The sequence below is a fragment of the Saliniramus sp. genome, assembly GCF_035311605.1.
Lineage (GTDB): Bacteria > Pseudomonadota > Alphaproteobacteria > Rhizobiales > Beijerinckiaceae > Saliniramus.
The window spans coordinates 17,680-35,567 of sequence record NZ_DATGCW010000303.1; the positions used below are offsets into that span (position 1 = coordinate 17,680).

The following is a 17,888-nucleotide window of genomic DNA, read 5'->3' on the forward strand; positions in this document are numbered from 1 at the left end:
GATCAGCGCCTTATTTCGCTTTGCCGAACAGGCCCTGGGGCCGGATGAGCAGGACGATCGCCATGATCACGAAGATCACGGTGCTCGACGCTTCGGGATAGAATACGCGGGTCAATCCTTCGACGAGGCCGAGGAAATAGCCCGTGATGATCGCACCGAGGATCGAACCCATCCCGCCGATCACGACGACGGCGAAGACCACGATGATGATGTTCATGCCCATCATGGGCGACACCACCTGAATCGGCGCCGCGAGCACACCGGCGAAACCGGCCAGCGCCACACCGAAACCGTAGGTCAGCGTCACCATGACCGGCACGTTGATACCGAACGCCTGCACCAGATCCGGGCGCTCGACGGCAGCACGCAGATAGGAGCCCAGACGCGTCTGTTCGATCAGATACCAGGTCGCGAAGCAGACCACGACCGAAGCCACGATCACCCACAGGCGATAGTTTGGCAGGAACATGAAGCCGAGATTCTGTCCGCCAGGGAGCGGGTTCGGGAAGGGCCGTCCGGACACGCCGTATTGTTGTCGGAAGAGCCCCTCGATCACCAGAACCAGACCGAAGGTCAGGAGCAGGCCGTAGAGGTGATCCAGATGGTACAGATGCCGCAACATCGTGCGCTCGATCACGATACCGACCGCACCGACGATGATCGGCGCCAGAACCAGCGCACCCCAGTAGGGGACGCCGAAATAGGTCAGCAGGATATAGCCGGCGAAGGCGCCCATCATGTATTGCGCGCCGTGGGTGAAGTTGATCACGTTCAGCAGGCCGAAGATCACCGCGAGCCCGAGGCTCAGCACGGCGTAGAACGCACCATTGACGAGACCGAGCATCAATTGCGCGTATAAGGCCTGTGGCGGGATTCCGAGAAGCTCGAACATCCGTCCTATATCCCCTGTCTGCTTTTCAGGAAAGTGTACGGGGCGGCAACGACACGCCGCCCCGCACGAACCAGATCATGCTGAAGCTCAGTTGGCCGAAGCGACGAACTCGCAGCCACCCTCTTCGAGCGGACGGAATGCACCATCAGCCGGGATCACGGCGCGCTGGGTATAGTAATCCCAGGGACCCGTGGATTCTTCCGGCGACTTCACCTCGAAGAGATACATGTCGTGGATCTTGCGCCCGTCTTCGCGGACCATGCCCTCACCGAAGAGCTTGTCTTCCGTGGGGATTTCCTTCATCGCCGCGACGACGGCAGCGCCGTCCTCGGCAGAACCGACCTGCTCGACTGCCTTCAGGTAGTGGATCACCGAAGAATACACGCCTGCCTGCACCATGGTCGGCTTGTTGCCACCGAATACGGTCTCGAACTCGGCCGCAAATTCACGGTTCGCGTCGTTCTGATCCCAGTACCACGCTTCCGTGAAGATCAGGCCCTGGGAGTTCTGAAGACCGATCGCATGCACGTCGGTGATGAACATCAGCAGAGCCGCGAGGTTCTGACCCGCCTGGACGATACCGAATTCCGCAGCCGTGTTGACTGCGTTCACCGTGTCGCCGCCGGCATTGGCGAGACCGATGATCTGCGCACCGGAACCCTGCGCCTGCAGGATGAAGGACGAGAAGTCCGTACCCGGGAACGGATGGCTGACCGAGCCAAGAACCTCGCCACCGAACTCTTCCACGACAGCCGTCGTATCTGCCTCGAGAGCATGACCGAAGGCATAGTCCGCCGTCAGGAAGAACCAGGTGTCACCACCGGTTTCCACGATGGCGCGCCCGGTGCCGTTGGCGAGCGACCAGGTGTCATAGGTCCAGTGCACCGTGTTCGGCGAGCACTGCGCACCCGTCAGCGCAGCCGTGGCGGCGCCGGAGACGAGGAACGCCTTGTTGCGGTCGCGGGTCAATTCGTTGACCGCGAGCGCCACCGAGGAGGTCGGCACGTCGGCAACGGCGTCGACATCATCTTCGTCGAACCACTGGCGCACGACCGTCGAGCCGACATCAGGGCGGTTCTGGTGGTCAGCCGAGACGATCTCGACATTCATGCCTTTTTCTTCGGCACCGAAATCAGCCACGGCCTGCTCTGCAGCCCAGACGGAACCCTGTCCGCTGAGGTCGGCATAGAGGCCGGACATGTCGGTGAGGACACCGATCTTGACGTCGATGGCATGGGCGCTCGTGGCGCTCATGAGGGCGATGGCCGAAAGGCCGTAGAGAAGTTTGCGTGAAACCATTTCTTGTCCTCCGTTGCTGGCGCGACTCAGACGCCAAGATATTCTTGTAGTTTTTCCATATTGGAGCCGATCTCTTCATTCCGCATCATCTCGACCACATGGCCGTGTTCGACCACATAGTGTCGATCAGCCACAGTCGAGGCGAAGTGGAAGTTCTGCTCGACGAGCAGAATCGTGAAGCCCTTTGTCTTGAGATCGCGAATGATCTCGCCGATCTGCTGGACGATGACCGGGGCGAGGCCTTCGGTCGGTTCGTCCAGAAGCAGGAACTTGGCGCCCGTGCGCAGGATGCGCGCAATCGCAAGCATCTGCTGCTCGCCGCCCGAAAGCTTGGTGCCCTGGCTGTTGCGGCGCTCGCGCAGACGCGGGAACAGGTCGAAGACCTCGTCGCGGGTCATGCCACCGGGCTTGATCACGGGCGGGAGTTCGAGATTTTCCATCACGTTGAGGCTGGCGAAGATGCCGCGCTCTTCCGGGACATAACCGACGCCGAGGCGCGCGATCCTGTCCGAGCGCATCTTGATCATCTCGTTGTCCTCGAAGGCGATCGAGCCCTCGCGCTTTGCCACCATCCCCATGATGCAACGCATCGTCGTGGTCTTGCCGGCGCCGTTGCGCCCGAGCAGGGTCACGACTTCACCGCGGGGGATCTCGAAGGACATGCCGTGCAGGATGTGGCTTTCGCCGTACCAGGCTTCCAGGTTCTCGACCTTCAGAATGACGTCATTCTCAGCCATGGTTCGCCTCCAGGCCGGTCCCCATATACGCCTCCACCACTTCGGGATTGTTGGACACGTCGCTGTAGGGCCCTTCCGCAAGGATCTCCCCACGCGACAGCACCGTGATGATGTCGGAGAGATCCGACACGACGGACAGGTTGTGCTCGACCATCAGCACTGTGCGATCCTTCGAGACGCGGCGGATCAGATCTGCCGTGCGCCCGATATCCTCACGCCCCATGCCCGAGGTCGGCTCGTCGAGGAGCAGCAGTTCCGGATCCAGCGCCAGCGTCGTCGCGATCTCGAGTGCGCGCTTGCGGCCATAGGAGAGCTCGGCTGCGGTCTGCGTGGCATATTCTGCGAGGCCGACATCCTCGAGCAGTTCCATGGCCCGGTCGTTGAGCACGTCGAGACTGCTCTCGGCGCGCCAGAAATACAGCGAGGTCCCGAGCTGGCGCTGCAGGGCGACGCGCACGTTCTCCAGCAGGGTCAGATGCAGGAACGTCGCCGAGATCTGGAACGAGCGCACCATGCCGAGCCTGGCAATATCCGCCGATTTGGCCGAGGTGATGTCAGCGCCGTTGTAGAGGATCGTCCCACGCGTGGGTTGCAGAAACTTGGTGATAAGATTGAAGCACGTGGTCTTTCCGGCCCCGTTTGGACCGATCAAGGCGTGGATCGAGCCACGCCTGACCTTGAGGTTGACCCCTTGAACCGCCGCAAAACCCTTGAATTCCTTCGTCAGGTCACGCGTTTCGAGAATGTAGTCTTCAGCCATTCAGTACGCCCGCCAGAATCTGCTCTCATGCGCAGCCAGACGCAAGAGATCGACAGAATTGAATTGGACAGAACGGAAGAGAGGCCCGCCGGGCTGGTCGTGCGCTGACTCGTCAGCACATCGTATCTCCGAATTATCGCGCAGCCTGCCCGTGACGACGATTGCGCCAAACAAAACAGGTAACTTGCCGCGATCACACGGCGCGAAAAGCAATAATCCGCATACCGGCAACGAATGCCATCTCTGTCGTCCCCTCCTCGACTTTTCATTTTTCTTGCACGCAGTATTTTGTTTTTTTGCTCCGCGCCAACCCATCTGTGCACGCAATTTTGCCGCCGTCAAGCGCCACGAAATAGTGATTCCCGTCAGAAACCGGGAGAAATCACGCCGTTGTTGCGCTGCGGCGACTTCTGATTGGGTTTTTCACAGAGGTTTTTTGGCGTTTTTGCGCCAGCGCGGCTTGCAGCATCACTGCCACGGGTTGCGGTTTGGCGTGAGCGCACACCCGCCCGGTCTGAACGCGTGCCCGTCAGTCGAGAAACCCATACGGGAATCAACGCGGGGACAGCGCCCTCACGGGTGAAGGCTCTTGCCCAGAATATGTGCGTCACGCCCGATCACATGGCTCCCATAGCCGACGATCAGCGGATCGGGCCTGTGGACGACGCGGGTATCCTTGCCCGGATAGTCGAGCGTGGAGAGGAAATGCAGCATGCATGCGAGGCGGGCGCGCTTCTTGTCGTCGGATTTCACCACGGTCCAGGGCGCATCGGCGGTGTCCGTGTAGAAGAACATCGCCTCCTTGGCTTCCGTATAATCATCCCATTTGTCGAGGCTCGCCACGTCGATCGGGCTCAGCTTCCATTGCTTGAGCGGATCCTGGCTGCGGGAAGCAAAGCGCTTGCGCTGCTCCTCGCGGGTAACGGAGAACCAGTATTTGAACAGGCGGACATCCGAACGCACCAGCATGCGTTCCAGATCGGGTGTCTGGCGCATGAATTCGAGATATTCGTTGGGCGAGCAAAAACCCATCACCCGCTCGACGCCGGCACGGTTGTACCAGGAGCGATCGAAGAAGACGATCTCGCCGGCGGTGGGCAGATGAGCGACATAGCGCTGGAAATACCCTTGCCCGCGTTCCACTTCCGTGGGCTTTTCGAGCGCGACGATCCTGGCCCCACGGGGATTGAGATGCTCCATGAAGCGCTTGATCGTACCGCCCTTGCCGGCTGCGTCGCGCCCCTCGAACAGGACCACGACCTTCTCGCCACTCTCCTTGATCCAGCGCTGCACCTTGAGCAACTCGACCTGCAACGCCGCCTTCTTCTTCTCATAGACCGCCCTGCGCATCCGTGAGCTATAGGGGTATTCACCGCTCTCGAAAGCATGACGGACGGCTTCGGGATCCTGGCGCATCCCGGCGAGCCGGCGCTGCGCGGAGACGGCCTTTCCGGCTTTCCGGGCATCGGAGTCCGTATCGCCTGCCGCCTCGTCTTCCGAAGCCACCGCCGGCTCGATCACCGGGGCCTCGGGCGCCGATTCGGGAACGACCGAGTGAGGCGCCTGCCCCTCGGTCTTCGCATCCTTGTACTGGCGGTTATCCTCACCCATGCGCCCCTCCATTCCGTTGATACAACGGTATACGAAGCCGGCGAAGCAGTCTTTGCGGCAGGTCAAGCACGACCACCGGGTTTCCCGGTCAGGATACGGCCATGGCCGGCGGCTGCGCTTCCTCGCCGAGACTGACCCGCTCGGGCAGGAGCAGGTCGAGATCACCATCGGCGCCTGCGGCGAAACGATGGATGTAGAAATAGGGTTGCGCCATCGGGCTCATGACCGGCGAAGGCGCCGAGATGATGCGGGTTGCACCACAGGCACCGACCCAATCGATATGGCGATGCCCGTGCATCGCAATGGCGCGCCGCCCGAGCGGCTTGATCTTGCGTACGAAGGCGCTGCCGTTGATCAGAGCGGTCCCGATCCGCGCCGCGAACGCGGAGACGGGCTTGGGATATTCGATGAGGTGGTGATGCAGCGCGATCAGCCAGCGCGCATGGGGGAACTGGCGCGTGGCGATGGTGAGATCGCGCATCTGCTCGGACGGCACCAGCCCGAGCGCGTTGGTGAAGGAGAAATTGGCCTCGGCATTGGAATTAAGCAGAATCACCCCGAGCCCGTCATCCGGGCGTGGTGGCACGATCATGGGAAAGACCTCGTCCCAGATCCGCGAAACCTGCAGCGATGCCCGGAAGTTGCCGGTATCGGCGAAGGCCGCGATCGTCTCCCGATACGGCGCAAGCGCCGTGTTGAGCGTCCGCGCGAACCGCCCGGCGCGATGATCCATCACCAGAACACGCTCGCCCTGCACCGCAGCCATGGCCGAAAGCGAGCGCATCTGGCGCAGATTCTTGCCGATGCTCAGCGGCAGTTCCAGCCGCGCCGGATTCGAACGATCGACCACGTTGAGATCGTGATTGCCCGGCAGCATCAGGCAGCGCTCACGCAAATCCGGATGGCGGTCGAGGATGGCGAAGAACTCCGCCCATTCCGTCGAGCGGCCGCAATCGGTCATGTCACCGCTCATCAGCACGATATCGAGCGGGGTCTGCGCATGCGCGCGCGACAACGCCGCAAGCGCCGTTTCGATCTTGCCGTTTCCGCGCGGGCCGCGCCGACCGGCCTCGATACGGAATTCGAATGCGCTGCCCACCGCATGCAGATCCGAGAGCTGCGCCACACGCCAGATCGGCCTGCCCGGCTCCTGCAGATCGAAATCGTCGTAATCGCGCGGCTGGGCCATGGTCGCGTCGGCGAGGCTCCAGACCAGCGCGGCAACGCCGAGGAAGAGGCCGATCAGAACCGCGCTGTTGGCCAGAGTCGGCAGGATCAGGCGCTGGGGTACGCGCAGATCCGAGACGCTGCCCACCCAGCGCGTCTCCGGCCAGGCCAGCCAGGCCAGCCAGAGCGCGATCGCGCTGAGAGCAAGTCCGGCGACGGCGGTGGCAATCGCGCTGAAGGCGCGGTGCGTGCGCGGCGCCGTGCCATAGGGGATCACCCGCTCACCCAGATGGCGAAGCGCCTCGCGAAAGAAGGCGTAGCCCGGCTGCACGACCAGCGAGATCAGCGACCAGAAGCTGCGCTCGGCAGTACGAAACAGCGGTTTGCCACCATACCATGCGGCAAGCCCGACGATCACCAGAGTGGCGAGGGCGGGCAGAAGACCGGTGGTGAGCGTCGTAAAGCCGCGCGAGACCTGGATGTACCAGCCCGTCACCACCAGCGGTGCCAGCCCGAGCACGATCGCGGGTACGATGATCATCAGGACGATCGCGAGCGCCAGCTTGAGGAAATTGATCTCCACCAGCATCGCACCGGCCATGATCAGGAGCGAGCGGTCGCGCGGGCTCGCGGCATCGTCCTCGACATCGCCCTTGCGAGGGTCGATGAGAAGCTTGCGGTTGTTGTCCTCTGCTTCAGCCAAGGCTGCCTCGCCCCCGTCTCTTCGATCATCATCGTGTCATGTTACGCCTTGGTGACCGAATGTGCGCTCCGACGCAACGTCGCGTACCACACGACACATGAAACCTTTCGCGCAAGAATGCGTTCTCGAAACGACGATCACCACATGTGACGTTTTGATCTTCGCCCCGATCACGCGGGCGCTGCCCTTTCCGGCTCAGGCTTGACGCCTGACAGCCACGATGAAGAGGAAATCATGACGAGCAAAAATCGCAGCCTGAAGAACCTGCAAAAAGCCCTTTCGATGGAACTCACGGCCGTGCACCAGTATCTGCTGCACGCCCATGTCCTCGATGACTGGGGGCTCGACAAACTCGGCGCGAAGATGCGTGAGGAAATGCAGGAGGAGCTCGGCCATGCCAGCGTATTCATCGAACGCATCCTCTATCTGCAGGGTGAACCCGTCGTCTCCGAGGAAAAGGCGCCCAAACGCGCCGAGTCACTGGAGGCCCTGTTCACTTCGGATCTGAAGGAGGAAAACGGCGCTATCGCTTTTTACACCAAGGCCTTTCAGGAGGCGGTGGAAGACGGTGACATCGGCACCAAGGCGATTTTCGAACGCATCGTTCTCGACGAGGAAGGTCATGCCGAATGGCTGGACCTGCAGCTCAACCTGCTCAAGCGGATGGGTGAACCGGCGTTCATCTCCAAATACATGAGCAGTTCTGCCGATCACTGATTCTGCGTGATCCCGATTTCAGCCACGACCGGCAGATGATCGGAAGCCCACCGCGCCAGCGTCGAGCGGTGGGCGTAGACGCGCAAAGGTGAACCGACCCGCCAGGTCACGATCCGGTCGAGCGCAAAAAGCGGCCAAGCCGACGGAAAGCTCGCCGGCGAGCGGGTCGGGTCACACCCAGCCAGAAGCGGCGCAATACTGGGGCTGCCCGGAATCCAGTCATTGAGATCACCAAGCAGCAGCACCGGTTCCGGTGCTGCCTGCGTGATAATCTCGACAAGCCTGTTCGCCTGGAACCTGCGTTCGCGCAGGGACAAGCCGAAATGTGTCACCATCACTCGAAGGTGCTGCCCGGCGATATCTAGGGTGACATCGACGACGCCGCGCGGCTCGCGGGCCTTGTAGAGGATCGAATGCCTCTGCACGGCGAGAACCGGATAGCGCGTGAGCAGCATATTGCCATAATGCCCGCGATGCTCGATCAGATTCGAGCCCGCAATCGACTCGTAGCCCGGAAGGTGGGCGAGGAATTCGGCCTGCGATTCACCGCCGAGCTCTCGCTCGGGCCGCCAATTGACTTCCTGCAGGCCGATCACCGGTGCGCCGACCTGGCGGATCACCTGTGCGACGCGCTGCGGGTCATGGCGCCGGTCCGATCCGACGGTGCGATGGATGTTGTAGGAGGCAGCAAGAAAACGGTGGAACACATCGAAAACCTTGTCGCTCAACGGGCGGGGCCCGAAAGTCGCTCGGCGAAACGACGCCAGATGAAGACGCCCAGCCCTGCGATCACCGCCAGCACGAAAACGAACAGCGCGATATTGTACGGACCCGGCGCGAGAATGAGCGCGCGTAATTGCCCGGAAAACAGGGTAATCGCCGTCACGCCGGGCGCGAGGCCCAGCGCCGTCCCTGCGAGATAGGGCGCAAAGGCGATCCGTCGTGCCCCCGCCGTCATGTTGACGAGACCGAATGGTGCCACGGGTATCAGTCTGATCAGCAGAATCGACAGCACGCCGCTGCGCATCAACGCCTGCCCGACATGTTCGAGCCGCCCGCGCGTGAGCTTGCGCAGGCGCGGGCGGCCGATCAAATGGCCGCTCGCGTAACCAAGGCAGGCCGAGGCAAGCGATCCGGCTGTGGCGATGGCCAGTCCGGCAAGAGGACCGTAGATCAGGCCCGTGGCCAGAATCAGAATGAGCAGCGGAAACATGACCAATCCGGCGACGAGATAACTCGCGAGCATCAGCGCCACGCCGCCCCACCATGACGGGACGAGCCCCACCGCACTCAGCCGCCCCGCCTCGTCCAGCGCCTCCCCGGGCTGCGTCTGCCAGAACAACGCGAAGATGATCAGTGCGACGAGCGTGGCTCCCAGACCGATCAGCGCGCTGCGCAGCTGGCCGCGCGCGAGGGTATCGGCCGTCAGGCTGTCGGCGAGCTGTTCCGGCTCGGGTGTCCCGGTCGGGTCAAGAATACCGGCATCACCGATGATAGCATCGAGTTGATCAGGCGGTGTGCGCGGAAAATCGATCAGTGTGCGGCCTGTTCGCGGGCGCAGCTTTTCGATCGCTGCCGCCATCGTCCCCTCCCCCGCGATCGCTGCCGCGACATCGGCTGGCTCGCAGACCAGATGCTCTGCGAGAAGCGCATCACGATAACCGGTCATGCGCTGCACATCTGCACTGCCGGGCCGGGCGGCGAGCGCGATGTCGCATTCGCTGTCAAGGCCCATCGAGCGATTGTTGAGATTGGAGGAACCGATGCGCAGAAAGGCGCCATCGATCACCATGGTCTTGGCGTGGACCATGATGGGCACGTCGCCCGCCTCCCCCGTCATCGGAATGCAGACGCGCAGCCGTCCCGCGTGATCGGCCTCGCGCAACAAGGCGAGGATGCGGCGCTGGTTCATGCCCATCGCCGTCTGCTCGATCCAGCCCGAGGGCTCGCGCGGCAGGATCATGACGATCTCCGGCCCGCCGGCTTCGCGCAGGCGCGCCGCCAGCGCCTCGCCGATGCAGGTGGATGTCACATATTGGTTTTCGATATAGATCCACTCGCGCGCTGCGGCAATCGAAGACAGATAAAGCGCCTCGACCTGCCGCATCTCGGTGAGACCTTTCCAGGCCGGGCGGGTGCGGGCGATAGCGACGGGATGATCGTTGAAATCGGGCTCGAGCCCATCCGGCCATGTCGCCGCGGGATCACCGCGCCCGGCGGGAGCTGCGAGCTTTTCTGCGGTGGCGATTTCCCAGCGCTCGCGGGCGATCTCGCCGATACATCGGGCCGCCTCGCCGGACACCGCGATCTGGATATCGTGATGGGGTTGCGGAATTTCGCCGCTGCCAGGCTCCCGCCGGCCTTCATCACGCGGGTCATGTGCGCGGCTGTCGAGGCGTCCGGCGGAGAAGTCGATCCCGCCGACGAAAGCCACCGCATCGTCGATCACGGCGAGCTTCTGATGCTGTGCCGCCCCCACCGGGTGCTGGTTGTCGAGAGCATATGAGGCGCGCCGGTGGCTGAGCCAGTCGATACGCAGACGAGGCAGCCATTCACGATCGATCTTGTAGAGCAGTGGCGAATCCCAGTTCAACACGTGGATACGCAGTTCCCTGCGCCGCTGCAGGAGAAAGGTGAGAAATTCGCCGAGTGTATTGGGGACGCCCGGCATCGCCCGGTCGGGATATTCGAGCGCGATGCGGCTGTTGACGTCCCAGCCTGTGATCAGGATGGAGCCTTGAGCGTTGAGCGCGGCCCGCTTGAAGGCGCTGAAATAGGCTTCGCCATCGACAAGGCACGCGACCCGATCCGCGCGCGCCACCCGCCAGCAGTTTTCACCCTCCTCGAACAGGTGGCCGGCATTCATGTGATCGGGAGCCTTTCTTTTTCGGTCGGCTTTGCGATTCGCCGCAAGCACGGCAGCGATCAATCTCAGGAATATCGCGAGATACCGATATGCGAAACCCGCTCACTGCGCCGGCAGCTGGTCGATCGGCGTTGCCTCCACCGCCGGGCCGAGCAGCAGACGCGCGGCGCCGGAGCGCTGGATCAGCGCATTGGCGTCGGGGAGGATGGCGATGTCGTGCCAAGGGCCTTGGATGTCAAAGGAAAGCGCCGAGACCATGTCGCCATCCGCGACCGCCTCGTTGCTCTGAATGGCAGCGCGGGCGGAGAGGCGCCGGTCGGGGATGAAGAAGATCCCCTGTACCACTCCGGATATGGAGGACGCCTCGAATCCGGCATCGACGACTTTGCCGAGCCCGTTCTCGACGAGAATGCCGGCGCGCGCCTCGGTGAACGGGGTCATGCCGCTGCGCAGGTTGCGAGAGGCAGTCAGCGGCTGGTTCTCGAAACGCCGTATCGCATCGTCCAGGGATATGCCGACGAATTGACCGTCGCGGATCGTCACATGCCCCTTGCCGACAGCGCGGCGGGCCATGTCGAAGGCATGAATGCCGCGCGCCTGCAGGGTGAATTCACCGTCGGCCCGCCCGGTCACCCAGGTCGCACTACCGCTTTCACGGAAAGTGGCGCCGAGATCGACCGCTTCGACCGAGCCCTGCGCCTGCAATTCGATGCCGTCACCGTCCCGGACACGGGTCAGCGCGAACCGCCCCCTGGCCGTACCACCATGAAGCGTGGCGCGGCTGAGCGCGGACTCGATCCGCCCTTGCTTGATCAGAACGCTCATGGCGACGTCGCGCATGCGCAGGCCGCCCAGCCGTGCCTCACTTGCCGAAAGGCGCAGATCGAGATCGGCGCCACTCGTCTGCGCTAGATCATACCGGCTGAAGCGCCATGGCCCGGATGGCATGGCCGATTCGAGGAATGGCGCCGCGAAATCGTCGAGAATCAGCGTGTTCGCGGCCAGCGTACCATTGATCGCAAGCCGCCCGTCATCGAGACGCGCCGAAAGAGCGCCTTCGAGACGGCCACCATTGAGCCCGAGTTGCAGCGAAGGCCAGGAGACGACGCTTCCGACGCCGCTAACTTCGCCTTCGAGCGAAACCGGACCGAGCAATGGGCCGAGCGGCAAGTCATGCCCGCTCCAGACCAGCAGATCGCGCATGGCTGTCGTTTCGAAAGAGGCGCGCCCCGTGAGCCACGGTGCGTCGATACCGCGCGAGACCGAGCCGGCGACCGCTAGCCGGCCAAAGCGCGAATGCAAACGCAGGTCGATCGGCGAATGCTCATTGGCCAGAAGCGCCGCGGGGCGCAAACCCGAAAGGGCGATGTTTACCGTCTCACCGCGAATGCGCAGGCTTCCATTGAGACCGACGGCTCCCTGTACACGCGGCCAATCGAGAGCCAGAGCGACATTGCGCAGGACCTGACGCGTCCCGTCGCGCGCATCGTCATAAAAAATCTGGACATTGTTGAGGGCCAGGCGCGTGATTGCAAGCGAACCGCTTCCGTCTTCGAGGCGGCGCCGCGCGTCATCGGCGAGCCGGTACCAGGGGCTGTCACCGAATTCGTCGATGCTCACATCCACCCTGCTGTTCGACAGCGAAACTTCGTCAAGGACGATGCGACCAAACAACAGCGGCTGCACAGCGAGCTGTCCGCGCAGCTCCCCTCCTCGTGCGAGGTGTGTTCCGTCCCGGGCGGTCAGGGAGACGCCCTCGAATTTCAGACGCGGCAACGGCAGAAAAGCGATGACCGTTCGCCCGGCCACATCGAGCTCGATGCCAAACTCCTCGTGCAGCTGCTCCGCCACATCCGCCGTCAGTGCGCGCGAGGATAACGTCCACGGCGCGAGCGCCAGCAGCACACCGCCGAAAACCAGCGATACGGCGAGGAACAACATCAGGCGCTTTGTCGAAAGTCTTTTCATGGAACCGCGCTTTGCACCCCATATCGCACGCGCACCGCCGGATCAGAGACGGTGGCGCACATAAATCCAGTCGCTGGCCGCATGCCGTGTTAGACTAGACGGTAACTGCCTTGCGTTTCAAGCACTTCACCGACCAGCCAGGACGAGCACCGGGCAGCTGCCGGGTTTTCGACAACAAATTTCAGGCTCCGGCGCGTCATTCACGACCATACGGGCAGCCATGACGGAAATTCACGGCGAGAATGCGTCAGCATGCGGGCGCCGCGCAACGGCCCGCGACGGGGCTCATTCGAGCGCCTCGATCCCCAGTGCCGGGCATTGTGCGAGATCGGAGCGCCCCTCATCGGGCAATTGCCGGTCGAGGTCGCGCAGGGCAGTGCGCAGGCCTTCTTCCAGAACCGGGTGGTAGAAGGGCATGGCCAGCATCTCGCAGATACGCATCGTGTGCGTTGCGGCGAGGCCGAGCAGATGCGCAATGTGCTCGCCTGCCGGTGCGCAGAACTCGGCGCCGAGGAAGCGGGCATCGCTCTTACGGGCATAGAGCCGCATGACACCGTGATTCGCCGCCATCACGCGGGCGCGCCCCTGCCGGGCGAAATCGACTTCGCCGATGAGCGTCGTATCCGGGTCGAGATCGGCATGGCGCACCCCCACCATCCCGATATTCGGATCGGCGAAGGTGATCGCCATGGCCGGTCGGCGCTGCAGCCCCTCGTCACGCGTTGCGACCGCATGGCGTCCGGCGATATGGCCCTCATCCGCCGCCTCGTGCAACAGCGCACGGTCGCCATTGGCATCGCCGGCGAGATAGACCGGCAGATCGGCGATCTGCATCGTATTGGGGTCGACGGGCGGCTGGCCCCTGTCGTCGAGATCGACGCCGAGCGTGTCGAGCCCCAGCCCCTCGAGCTGCGGGCGGCGCCCGAGCGCCGCGAGCACGGCATCGGCCTCGAAGGTGCCCTCGCCCGCCGTGACGCGGATGACGCCCGCCTGCGCTGCGAGTTCCGCCGGCGCGCCGAGATGAAGGGCGAAATCCTTTTGCAAGGCCGCGATCGCGCTGTCGCGCACCTTCGGATCGCTGACTCCCGCCACGGTGTCGAGCGCATCGAAGCCCGCCACCGTGATCCCGAGCCGCGCCATGGCCTGGGCCAGTTCGACACCGATGGCGCCGAGCCCGATCACGGCGATGCGGGCCGGCAGATCCGCCTGCTCGAACAGGGTGTCGCTGGTGAGGATGCGCTCCCCGAATGCCCGCCACGGCCTCGGCACGACCGGCGTGCTGCCCGGCGCCAGGATGATCTTGCCGGCGCGGATGCGCCTGTCGTCGACGATCACCTCCTGCGGGCCCGCGAGCCGGGCGCGCCCTGCAATGGCGCGTTCGCCCAGCGTCTCGCGCACGCTTTGCGGCCCCTTGACGAAATCATCGCGCAGCCGGCGCACGCGGCGCATCACGGCGGGAATGTCGATGGTGAGGCCATCCGCGCCGGATATACCGAATTCGGTCAGATTCTCCCGGGTGTGGAAGGCGTTCGCCGCCGCGATCAGCGCTTTCGAGGGCATGCAGCCGACAGCTGCGCAGGTCGTTCCCCAATGACCGTCATTGATCAAAAGCACGTCTTCAGTATGTCGGCGTACCTCGCGCAGGGCCGAGAGCCCGGTTGTTCCGGCGCCGACGATGACGATTTCGGCTCGTTCGCTCATGCCTCATGCTCCTTCATCGAACGGGTCACGCGCCCTCCGGGGCCGGCTCGGCCAGATCGTCCAGGACCACGCATCCGTGAATCACCTGGTGGACGAAGTGCAGTTTGTCGATGACCGGGCTCGCCAGTGCGAAGGGATAGGCATGGGCGTGACCCATGCTGCGCGAGAGCGAATTCAGGGCGAGCGTCAGCGGCATCCATTGCGCCATCAGCGCGTCGAAATCGGTTGTCTCATAGGGGTCCAGACCGGCATCAACGCTCAACGCCCCCGTCAGCCCGGTGCGCGGCGTGAGGCGCATGCCATAGGCGAAGGCGGTCTCCAGCGTATCGACCATGTGGAAGTAATGGCTCCAGCTCTCGGCCCAGTCCTCCCACGGATGACAGGCGGCGTAGGTGCTGATGAAGCGTGCGCCCCAATCCGCCGGCGGACCGTTCTCGTAATGCGCCTGCAGCGCGGCGCCGTAATCGGCGCGCTCGTCACCGAACAAAGCGCGATACGGCTCCAGCATATCCGTGTCCCGCACCAGTCGGTCCCAGTAGTAATGGCCTGATTCGTGGCGGAAATGGCCGAGAATGGTGCGGTAGGGCTCGTCCATCTCCTGACGCATGCGTTCGCGCTCCACCGGATCGGCTTCCGCGATATTGATGGTGATCAAACCGTCGGCATGGCCCGTCAGGACCCGCTCGGAGAAGCCCGGACCGTCTGCAAGGAAATCGAAGGCGAGGCCTTGCGGATCACGGGATCGCGGCGTGATCGGCAGGCCGAGCCGCATTGCCGAATAGACGAAGCGGCGCTTCTCCTCCTCCAGCCGCTTCCACAGTTCCCGGTTGCGCGGATCGCCAAGATCGGGAATGACGCGGTTCAGTCGGCAGGACCGGCACCACGGATCGTCATCGGCCTCGGCGACCAGCCAGTTGCACCCCTCATCGGGGGTATTGTGCACACAACGCCGCCAGCGCCCGGCGTAACGGTCCTCGGCCATGCCGGAATCATCGCGAAACATGGCGATATCGCAGATATCCGGTGCAAAGCCGAGCGCCGTGCCGCAGGCCTCGCAACGGATCGAATCGAAATGCACGGTGGAGCCGCACACGCCACAGGAAAACAGTTTCATGAAACCTGTCCGTTGCTGCGCCGGCTGCTACGCGCCATCGAAGCCGGAGAAATCGGCGAACTCCTCAACCGCCGCACGCTGCGTGCGAAGCGCATTGATCGGCGCATCGCGATCCTCGTAGCCAAGCGCCATGCCGCAGACAACGACTTCACGCTCATCCAGTTTCAAGGCCTCCCGCACCACGCCCTGATGCGGGGCGAATGCCGCCTGCGGACAGGTTTCCAGTCCGAAGCCGCGCGCAGCCAGCGTGACGTTTTGCATGAACATCCCGTAATCGAGCCATGAGCCGATTTCGAGGCGCCGGTCGATGGTGAAGATCATGCCCACAGGCGCGTCGAAGAAGGCGTAATTGCGACCGTGCTGGGCGTGCATCGCCGCATGATCGCCCTTCTCGATGCCGATCAGCCCGTACATGTCCCAGCCCACCTTGCGACGGCGTCCGAGATAGGGCTCGAAGAACTTATCCGGATAATAGCGATATTCCGCCCCGCCTGCCGGCCCGGCATCATGGGCGGCGCGTACAGCCCGCGAAAGTGCATCTTTCGCGTCACCTGCGAGCACATGCACGCGCCAGGGCTGCATATTGGTGCCCGATGGCGCGCGTGCGGCAATGGCGAGGATTTCGGCAACCGTCTCACGTGGCACCGCGTCGGGCCTGAAGGCGCGAACCGAGCGACGTCCGGTAATTGCCTCGCGCACATCCAGATGCGTCTCGCTCACGGTTGCGAGCTGCCTTCGTTCTTCTTGCTGAACATCTTGCCGAACCAGCCTTTACTGTTGCCGTCGGCGGCTTCCTCGGTCTCCTCGCCCTCCGGTGGCGGGGCGACAATGCTGGAGAAATTGTCGAAGAACTGGCCAGCGAGCTTCTTCGCGGTCGAATCGATCAGGCGCCCGCCGAGCTGGGCGATCTTGCCGCCGACCTGCGCCTTGACGTCGTAATGCAAGATCGTGTTTTCGCCATCCTCCTCGAGCCGCACCGCAGCCGAGCCCTTGGCGTGGCCCGCCGCGCCGCCGGTGCCCTCGCCGCTGATGGTGTAACCTTTCGGCGGATCAATGTCGGAGAGCGTCACCTGGCCTTTGAAGGAAGCCTTCACCGGGCCGATCTTGAGCGTGACTTTCGCGGCCATCTCGGTATCGGAATGCTTCTCGATCTCCTCGCAGCCCGGGATCGAGGCCTTGAGCACCTCCGGATCGTTCAAGGCGGCCCAGACCACCTCGCGCGGAGCGGCGATGGTGCGCTGATCTGACATGTCCATGGGCTGGTCTCCCCTTGATTGCTCTTCACTGCCCCCAGCATAGCCGATCATGGCGGCGATCATAGCCCGTCGGTGACATCGCCGGTGCGGCAGCCGGGATGGGCGCATCATCACGAGCCGCTCAGGAGCCGAGCCGGTCCTTCAGCGTTTCGCGAATGCGATGCGCGAGCCCGTCGCGCACGTCCCGATAGGCGTCGAGTCGCTGCTCGCGTGAGCCCTGTTCGAGGGATGGATCAGGTGTGGGCCAGTATTCGACATCCGCCGCGATAGTACGGGTGAGTTCGAGGGCGGCGTGGTGGGCTTCCGGCGTGAGGGTGATGATCAGATCGAAATTCAGCCCCTCCCATTCCTCCAGCTCGTCGAGAGTGCGCGCCCTGTGGCGGCTCGCATCAATGCCGATTTCCTCCATCACCGCGCTCATGAAGCCGTCCGGCTCGCCCTTGCGCACGCCGGCGGACTGGATATACGCGGATTTGCCAAAATAATGCCGCGCCAGACCCTCAGCCATGGGCGAGCGAATCGCGTTGTAGCCACAGACGAAGAGCACTGACTGCACTTTGGCGGATTGTACTCGGGATTTGTCATCGGCGGCGCTCACGGCGCTCAGCCTTTCCAGTGCAGGGCGAAGATCAGCGTGAATATGCGCCGCGCCGTGTCGAAATCGACGGTTACCTTGCCTTCGAGGCGCTGCGCCAGCAGATCCGCCGCCTCGTTGTGGAGGCCGCGCCGCCCCATGTCGATTGCCTCGATCTGGGCGGCGGAGGCGGTGCGGATTGCGTTGTAGTAGTTGTCGCAGACGATCCCGTAATCGCGGATGATGCGTCTGAACGGCGTCAGCGACAGCAGATGCGTCATCACCGGCGCGCCGTCCTGCGTCATGATCCCGAAAGAGAGGCGGCGCTCGACGATGCCGAGCTTGAGCCAGTAGGGCCCCGCATCCGTTTCGGGAATGCGGAAATGGTTCGATTCGAGGATGTCGTAGATCGCGACCGCGCGCTCATGCTCCTGGTCGGGACTGCCGCGCCCGATCGATTGCTCGTCGAGGGTCAGGGCGACGAGGCAGTCGCTCTCGCGGAACTCCGTATCCCCGTTGCCCC

General features: G+C 63.5%; 16 protein-coding genes. 1 reads left to right on the forward strand and 15 read right to left on the reverse strand.

The window, feature by feature from the left end:
* Positions 1-10 precede the first annotated feature (10 nt).
* The 6 genes from VKP01_RS13385 to VKP01_RS13410 all read right to left on the reverse strand — a co-directional run bounded on the left by VKP01_RS13385 (position 11) and on the right by VKP01_RS13410 (position 7,169).
* The gene (locus VKP01_RS13385; protein ID WP_324413092.1) at positions 11-892 is read right to left on the reverse strand and encodes a branched-chain amino acid ABC transporter permease; all 882 of its coding nucleotides are present in this window, start codon (positions 890-892) and stop codon (positions 11-13) included.
* 87 nt (positions 893-979) lie between these two features.
* Entirely contained in the window at positions 980-2,191 is a 1,212-nt protein-coding gene (locus VKP01_RS13390) for an ABC transporter substrate-binding protein (RefSeq protein WP_324413094.1), read from the reverse strand.
* A 26-nt stretch (positions 2,192-2,217) separates the two neighbouring features.
* Positions 2,218-2,928 (reverse strand): ABC transporter ATP-binding protein, encoded by a 711-nt coding sequence (locus VKP01_RS13395; RefSeq protein ID WP_324413095.1) that lies wholly within the window; start codon positions 2,926-2,928, stop codon positions 2,218-2,220.
* Positions 2,921-3,688, reverse strand: coding sequence for an ABC transporter ATP-binding protein (locus VKP01_RS13400; RefSeq protein ID WP_324413097.1), 768 nt, complete (start codon positions 3,686-3,688; stop codon positions 2,921-2,923). The genes VKP01_RS13395 and VKP01_RS13400 overlap by 8 nt, the downstream gene beginning before the upstream one ends.
* A 573-nt stretch (positions 3,689-4,261) precedes the next feature.
* Positions 4,262-5,299: a polyphosphate kinase 2 gene (gene ppk2, locus VKP01_RS13405; RefSeq protein WP_324413099.1), complete on the reverse strand. Its 1,038-nt coding sequence runs from the start codon at positions 5,297-5,299 to the stop codon at positions 4,262-4,264.
* 88 nt (positions 5,300-5,387) lie between these two features.
* Positions 5,388-7,169, reverse strand: a complete 1,782-nt coding sequence (locus VKP01_RS13410) for a metallophosphoesterase family protein (RefSeq protein ID WP_324413101.1) — start codon at positions 7,167-7,169, stop codon at positions 5,388-5,390.
* A 234-nt stretch (positions 7,170-7,403) separates the two neighbouring features.
* On the opposite strand from VKP01_RS13410, the gene VKP01_RS13415 reads away from it, so the two are divergent.
* Positions 7,404-7,886: a bacterioferritin gene (locus VKP01_RS13415; RefSeq protein WP_324413103.1), complete on the forward strand. Its 483-nt coding sequence runs from the start codon at positions 7,404-7,406 to the stop codon at positions 7,884-7,886.
* Here VKP01_RS13415 and VKP01_RS13420 read toward each other — a convergent pair.
* The 9 genes from VKP01_RS13420 to VKP01_RS13460 all read right to left on the reverse strand — a co-directional run bounded on the left by VKP01_RS13420 (position 7,880) and on the right by VKP01_RS13460 (position 17,841).
* A complete protein-coding gene (locus VKP01_RS13420) occupies positions 7,880-8,614 on the reverse strand; it encodes an endonuclease/exonuclease/phosphatase family protein (RefSeq protein WP_324413105.1) in 735 nt (244 codons plus the stop codon). The genes VKP01_RS13415 and VKP01_RS13420 overlap by 7 nt on opposite strands.
* Positions 8,611-10,752 (reverse strand): VTT domain-containing protein, encoded by a 2,142-nt coding sequence (locus VKP01_RS13425; protein WP_324413108.1) that lies wholly within the window; start codon positions 10,750-10,752, stop codon positions 8,611-8,613. Before VKP01_RS13425 ends, VKP01_RS13420 begins: the two co-directional genes overlap by 4 nt.
* A gap of 102 nt (positions 10,753-10,854) precedes the next feature.
* Positions 10,855-12,720, reverse strand: coding sequence for an AsmA family protein (locus tag VKP01_RS13430; protein ID WP_324413110.1), 1,866 nt, complete (start codon positions 12,718-12,720; stop codon positions 10,855-10,857).
* Positions 12,721-13,005: 285 nt separating this feature from the next.
* Entirely contained in the window at positions 13,006-14,421 is a 1,416-nt protein-coding gene (locus VKP01_RS13435; protein WP_324413111.1) for a dihydrolipoyl dehydrogenase, read from the reverse strand.
* 25 nt (positions 14,422-14,446) lie between these two features.
* The gene (locus tag VKP01_RS13440; RefSeq protein WP_324413112.1) at positions 14,447-15,535 is read right to left on the reverse strand and encodes a zinc-binding metallopeptidase family protein; all 1,089 of its coding nucleotides are present in this window, start codon (positions 15,533-15,535) and stop codon (positions 14,447-14,449) included.
* A gap of 27 nt (positions 15,536-15,562) precedes the next feature.
* Complete coding sequence (locus VKP01_RS13445; protein ID WP_324413114.1) at positions 15,563-16,255, reverse strand: nitroreductase; 693 nt, start codon at positions 16,253-16,255, stop codon at positions 15,563-15,565.
* Entirely contained in the window at positions 16,252-16,791 is a 540-nt protein-coding gene (locus tag VKP01_RS13450) for a carbon monoxide dehydrogenase subunit G (RefSeq protein ID WP_324413116.1), read from the reverse strand. The genes VKP01_RS13445 and VKP01_RS13450 overlap by 4 nt, the downstream gene beginning before the upstream one ends.
* 121 nt (positions 16,792-16,912) lie before the next feature.
* Complete coding sequence (locus VKP01_RS13455) at positions 16,913-17,389, reverse strand: low molecular weight phosphatase family protein (RefSeq protein WP_324413118.1); 477 nt, start codon at positions 17,387-17,389, stop codon at positions 16,913-16,915.
* Between the two features lie 5 nt (positions 17,390-17,394).
* Complete coding sequence (locus VKP01_RS13460) at positions 17,395-17,841, reverse strand: UPF0262 family protein (protein WP_324413120.1); 447 nt, start codon at positions 17,839-17,841, stop codon at positions 17,395-17,397.
* Between the last annotated feature and the right edge of the window lie 47 nt (positions 17,842-17,888).